The organism is Olleya sp. UBA1516 (genome assembly GCF_002323495.1).
Lineage (GTDB): Bacteria > Bacteroidota > Bacteroidia > Flavobacteriales > Flavobacteriaceae > Olleya.
On record NZ_DCQO01000001.1, the window covers coordinates 90,073 to 96,296 of the forward strand.

Annotated in this window: 5 protein-coding genes; 3 read left to right on the top strand and 2 right to left on the bottom strand. The window is 32.9% G+C overall.

The window, feature by feature from the left end; all coding sequences use genetic code 11:
* Positions 1 to 4: 4 nt before the first annotated feature.
* Both B2989_RS00415 and B2989_RS00420 read right to left on the bottom strand, forming a co-directional pair.
* Entirely contained in the window at positions 5 to 3,067 is a 3,063-nt protein-coding gene (locus tag B2989_RS00415; RefSeq protein ID WP_292942486.1) for a SusC/RagA family TonB-linked outer membrane protein, read from the bottom strand.
* 119 nt (positions 3,068 to 3,186) lie between these two features.
* Complete coding sequence (locus tag B2989_RS00420; RefSeq protein WP_292942489.1) at positions 3,187 to 4,881, bottom strand: hypothetical protein; 1,695 nt, start codon at positions 4,879 to 4,881, stop codon at positions 3,187 to 3,189.
* Between the two features lie 180 nt (positions 4,882 to 5,061).
* On the opposite strand from B2989_RS00420, the gene rpsL reads away from it, so the two are divergent.
* The 3 genes from rpsL to B2989_RS00435 all read left to right on the top strand — a co-directional run.
* Positions 5,062 to 5,436 (top strand): 30S ribosomal protein S12, encoded by a 375-nt coding sequence (gene rpsL / locus B2989_RS00425; RefSeq protein ID WP_028283866.1) that lies wholly within the window; start codon positions 5,062 to 5,064, stop codon positions 5,434 to 5,436.
* Between the two features lie 21 nt (positions 5,437 to 5,457).
* Entirely contained in the window at positions 5,458 to 5,934 is a 477-nt protein-coding gene (gene rpsG / locus B2989_RS00430) for a 30S ribosomal protein S7 (protein WP_028283867.1), read from the top strand.
* A 6-nt stretch (positions 5,935 to 5,940) separates the two neighbouring features.
* Positions 5,941 to 6,224 (top strand): GTP-binding protein (locus tag B2989_RS00435; protein WP_292942499.1); only part of this gene is annotated, 284 nt, incomplete at its 3' end.

The following is a 6,224-nucleotide window of genomic DNA, read 5'->3' on the forward strand; positions in this document are numbered from 1 at the left end:
TTTATTAAAAAGTTAAATTAACACTTAGTCCGTAACTTCTAGTTGCTGGATATTGTCCAGATACACTTAAACCTTGAGCATTTCCTGTAGTGTTAGAGAATTCTGGATCAGCATATCCTCTGTTTTCTTTAGGTAATACAACAAACGGGTTTCTTGCATTTACACCTACTCTTACTGAGCTAAATCCAATAGCATCTAATGCTTTTTGGTTAAGGCTATAACTTAATGAAAGCTCTCTTACTTTAAATGCAGTTGCATCTAATACAAAGTTTTCTGATACATCTCTATATTCATTTGAGAAATAATCTAAGTAGTTAGCGTAAGTAGTTCCACCTGTAACAACGTTTGTGTTAGCAGCATAAACTCCTGGAGAAGTTTCGATAGCAGAGTTAGGGAATATAAATCCTCTTCTTCCGTTTTCAGCAGATTCTACTAAGTGTCCACTCCATGATAACCAGTCTTTAGTACCAGCCCAGAATTGACCTCCTGTTCTGTAATCAAATACACCAGCTAATCTAAATCCTTTATAAGTTAAAGAAGTACTTAAACCTAATACATAATCAGGGTTTGCAACTCCTAAATTAATAAACTCAGATGTTTTTAATGGGTTTCCTGTAGAAGGGTCAATTAAGACACGTCCATTAGGATCTCTTTGGTAACCTGTACCTTTAATTAAAGGGAAAGCTTCACCTACTGTAGCGAAGATACCTACATCTGCATTTCCGTTTCCTAATGAAACTTCATCAGTGTTATCAGATACTTTCTTAACGATTGTTTCATCAGAAGCAATGTTAAAGTTTAAGTCCCATCTAAAGTTATCATTTCTGATTGGTGTAATACCTAAATCAACTTCGTAACCTTTAGTTTCTGTTTCTCCAATGTTAATTGTAGATTGAGTTAATCCAGAAGCTGTAGATGAAGTAACGTTTGTTACTAAGTCAGTGTTATTTGTTACATAGTAAGAAGCTCCAATTGTTACACGGTCTCCTTTAAAGAATGCTAAGTTTAAACCTATCTCTTTGTTTGTAATAAACTCATTAACTAAGTTTGGATCTGCTACACTTGTGTCTACACCAAAAGAGTTAAGACCTCCAAAAGGGAATCCACTAACTTGGTTGTAAGTATTGTTGATTTCATAAGTTCCTACACGGTCATTACCTACTCTTGCGTAGTTAGCTGATATTTTAGCGTAGTTTAAAACATCTCCTTTTAATTCTGGGAATGCTTTAGTTGGAATGAATGCTAAACCTGCACTTGGGTAGAAGAAAGAGTTGTTATCACTATTTAATCTTGAAGTCCAGTCATTTCTACCTGTTAAAGTAGCAAATAAGAAATCTTTATATCCTAAATCCACACTTGCAAATACAGCATAACTTCTGTTTCTAGAAGTACTGTTAGATACTGTTGGTGTTCCTGTAATGTTGTCAATGTTATAAAAACCAGGGATAGTTAAGTTACTACCTGCAACACTTGTGAATGTAGATAAGTTATCTTGTATGTTGTTACCTAATGTTGCTTTTAATGAAACATCATCATTTAACATATAATCAAAGTTTAAGAAGATATCGTTATAGATATTCTTAGATTCTTGATTGTTTGTACTAAAGTTAGATACAGTAGAGTGATCTCCACCACCAACACCTAAAAGGTCAGTATATCCATTAGTATATCCTAAAAAGTTGCTGCTAAAAGTTCTTAAACTTGAAAGAGAACTTACATTAATGTTATCATTAATTTGGTATTTTAAATTGATGATACCGTTAAAACGATCAGACTCATCATTGTTTCTGATGTTATCTCTCATCCAGTATGGACTTCTGTAATATGATGTCCAGTGGTATTGATTTAAAGGTTGAGAAAACTGTCCAACAGGAATGTTAGTTGCAGTTTGTAATAACTCAGTAAATAAAGCAGAAGTAGTAGTACTTGTTTTAGAGTTAACATAGTTAATGTTACCACCTAATTCCCATTTTCCGATTGTTTTACCAGCCTTAAATAAGATGTTTGTTCTACCTAATTCATCTCCATCTACAACAAAATCAGTGTTTTGTCTGTTAACAGATAATAAAGCGTAAGATGTTGCATCTCCACCTGAGATAGAAACTCCTGTTTGCTTAATTGTACCTGTTTTAAAGAAATCTTTAATATTGTCTTCAATAGCAGAATATGGTGCCATAATGTAAGATCCATCAGCTTGCGCTAAACCTACAGGCATTATTGATCCATCAAATTCTGGACCCCATCCTCCGTTTTCATAAGCTACGTGACCACCATTCCAACCTTGACCGTATTTAGTCTGTCTTTTTGGTAAGAAAGAAACTGACTCAAATTGGATTGAGCTGTTAAAATCAATTTTGATTTTTTCATCACTAGTTCCTCTTTTAGTAGTAACGATGATTACACCATTTGCTCCTTGAGAACCGTAAAGTGCACTACCTCCAGCTCCTTTAATAACGTTTGTAGATGCAATGATCTCAGGCGAAAGATTTGCTAAAGTATTTGCTGAAGAAATCGCTCCATCAATTACAATTAACGCTTCGTTACTACCTGTTAACGATCTGTTACCTCTTAATACAATACGAGTTGATTGATTAACACCGTTATTAGTTGTGTTAATTTTTAATCCTGATACTTTACCAGCTAAACTCTGTATTACGTTAGGGTTAGAAGCCTGTGTCAGCACTTCTGCGTCTACAGTTTCAGTAGCAGCAGTAAGCTCATCCGCTTTTCTTTCAATACCTAAAACGGTAATTACTACTTCGTCAAGAGCATTATCTGGCTCAAGGCTTACATTAATACTGTTACTAGCACCAACTTTTACTTCTTTAGTACCGTAACCAACATAACTAAATGTTAAAACACCACCAGTTGTTACACCAATAGAGTAATTACCATCAAAATCTGTTGTCGTTCCTTGAGAAGTTCCTTTAACTACAATAGTTGCCGAAGGTAAAGGCAACCCATTTTCGTCAGAAACAACTCCTGAAACTGTTTTGTCTTGTGCGAACGATAGTTGCACAACAAACGCTAGAAATAGCGTTAAAATTCCACTAAACTTTGTTTTCATTTTATAATTTATTTGAATTAGTCTATGCCAAAAATCATAATAAAAAGTTAATTAAACAATATTTATTGGTTAAAATTTCATTTTTTTTTTGAAATATTCAATAATAACATAAGTTTTACCTAAAAATTAGCAGTTAAACTTAGGTGTATCTTAGAATTTGAGAATTTTACTGTTTCATTTTCTGTCTTACCATTAGCGTATATAAAACGTAGTAATCCGCTGTTTGTTAAAACGCCAAATCCAAAGCCAAAACCTATAAGATTTTCATTTTGGTTTAGTAGTTGGTTTTTAAAGTTGGCATAGTCTAAAACTGTATTTACAAACACGCCTTCGCTTAACGTGTACCTATATTCTGTCATTAGCATATTAAGGCTGTTTGCACTTAGGCTGTTTTCGGTAAAACCTCTAATGTTATTTATTCCTCCAAACCTATATAGCTCGTTGTCAAAATAATTATCAGATTCAAGTCTATGTATCAGTGCTTTAGTATAAATACTGTTGGTGTGATTTAATTTAAATATGTGCTCTCCAATAATGGTTATTAAGGTTTGCTTAGTGTTGTTTGTGGTTGTTTTTCTTGAGCCTGTTCCAAGCTCTAAGCTTAAATCGGTTTTTGTTTTGAAAATTCTTTCTGCGGTTTGTAATGTTTTGTATTGATATTTTATGGTAAAAAGTTGGCTGTTTAAGTCTATGATGTTAGTAAAACCTTCTGTGTTTGATAAGTTGCTCGATTCGGTGGATTCAATTCCTGCATATATGCGATTAGCGTCGTTTAATTGGTAGTAAAGGCTTCCTTTTTGTTTTGTGTTTATAAAAGAGGAGTCTCGTTTTATAATTTGTAACGATGCTTCAATACCTATTGGCGATGAAAATACGTAAGGCAGAGTGGTGGTAAGATTGAAATTCTTTTGGTCACTTTCATCGCTCTTGTAATTTAGGTACAAGGTTTCTCCGTAATTTAAATTATTATTTAAGCTTAAATCAAGGTATCCGTTAAATTCAATTTTATTTGTGTTTTCGTTTGTGGTAAATCCAATGTATCCATCAAAATTATTGCTTGTTAGTTTTTCTAAATAAAGATATAGGTGAGTGGAATCTTTAGTAAATAATATTTCAGGACTTTTTGATTGTCTTGCAAAACTTAAATTGTTTAATGATTTTGTTTTTTTATTAATGGCTTCAATATTAAAGGTCTTGTTTTTATTAATTTTTAAAAAACGTTTTAAAAAGGACTTCGGGAATTTTTCGTATCCTTTAATTACTATTTTATCAAGACTTCTTTTATTGTCGTCATTGCTAATTATAAGTTTAGCGGTTAATGTGTTTTGATCACGACTAATAATGTCGCTTAGTTTTAATGTCGAAAAAGGGTTGCCTTCTGAGGCTATTATTTTATTATACTTTATAAGTTCGTTTTCTATATTGCTGTAAGGAATTATGACTTCGTTGTCTTTGGTTATTTTTAAATTCAATTTTGAATAATAGGTTTGCTTAGTAATAGAGCTATCTAGTGTTATAGCTAAAAATTCTATTTTGTTATTTAATTGTAGTAAAACTGAAAAAACTGAGTCTTTATTTTCTTTAATACTAAAAAGTGTGTTATTAATATAACCGTTCTTCTTAAGTTTATTTTGAAATAGTGTTATTTCATCTTTTAATGATTGTAGGGTTTCGTGCTTTTTAGTGTAATCATAATATGAAATAATTTTATCATCTTTTGAGTCAATTCCAGAAATATTTAAAACTAATTCTTGGCTCCAACTAAATTGAAATAGAAGAATAAAAAGTATTGATGTTGCTGTTTTTAGATTCAAGATGTGATAATTATGTTTTAGAGGATAAAATAACGTAAAAAACTTACTATATAATATGGTGCTGTGATTTATTTTTAAATTCTATTGAAAATTAATGTGTTATGATTTGATTAATTAAATATAATCACTACATTTGCACCCCTCTTAAAGAGAGGTAACATAAAATTATATTAAAGTTATATGCCAACAATTTCACAATTAGTACGAAAAGGAAGAGCCAAAATAACCAAGAAGAGTAAATCGGCTGCTTTAGATTCGTGTCCTCAAAGACGTGGTGTGTGTACTCGTGTTTATACAACGACACCTAAAAAACCTAACTCAGCAATGCGTAAGGTAGCAAGGGTTCGTTTAACAAACGGAAACGAAGTAAATGCATACATCGGTGGAGAAGGTCACAATTTACAAGAGCACTCGATAGTATTGGTTAGAGGTGGAAGGGTAAAAGATTTACCAGGAGTTAGATATCACATCGTTCGTGGTGCTTTAGACACAGCAGGTGTTGCAGGTAGAACACAACGTAGATCTAAGTATGGTGCAAAACGCCCTAAAAGTTAATTAAAAACTTAAGAAGAAGACATGAGAAAAAGAGCAGCGAAAAAAAGACCGCTTTTACCAGATCCTCGCTTTAACGATCAGTTAGTAACTAGATTTGTTAACATGATGATGTGGGACGGAAAGAAGTCTGTAGCCTTTAAAGTGTTTTATGATGCAATTGACATCGTAGATACAAAGAAGACAGACGAAGAAAAAACAGCTTTAGAAATTTGGAAAGATGCGTTATCAAACGTTATGCCTCACGTAGAAGTACGTAGTCGTAGAGTTGGAGGAGCAACATTTCAAATACCTAATCCAATACGTGCAGATCGTAAGGTTTCAACTGCAATGAAATGGTTAATTAGTTATTCTCGTAAGAGAAACGAAAAATCTATGGCATTGCGTTTAGCATCAGAAATTTTAGCAGCAGCTAAAGAAGAAGGAGCAGCAGTTAAAAAACGTGTAGATACTCACAAGATGGCTGAGGCAAACAAAGCATTCTCTCACTTTAGATTTTAATAAGACATGGCTAGAGATTTAAAATATACAAGAAACATTGGAATTGCAGCTCACATTGATGCAGGTAAAACTACAACAACAGAGCGTGTTCTTTATTATACAGGTGTTTCGCACAAAATTGGAGAAGTGCATGATGGTGCTGCTACAATGGACTGGATGGAGCAAGAGCAAGAACGTGGTATTACTATTACGTCTGCAGCTACAACTTGTACTTGGAAGTTCCCATTAGAAAATGCAGAACCTACTCCAACAACAAAGGATTATCATTTTAATATTATTGATACTCCAGG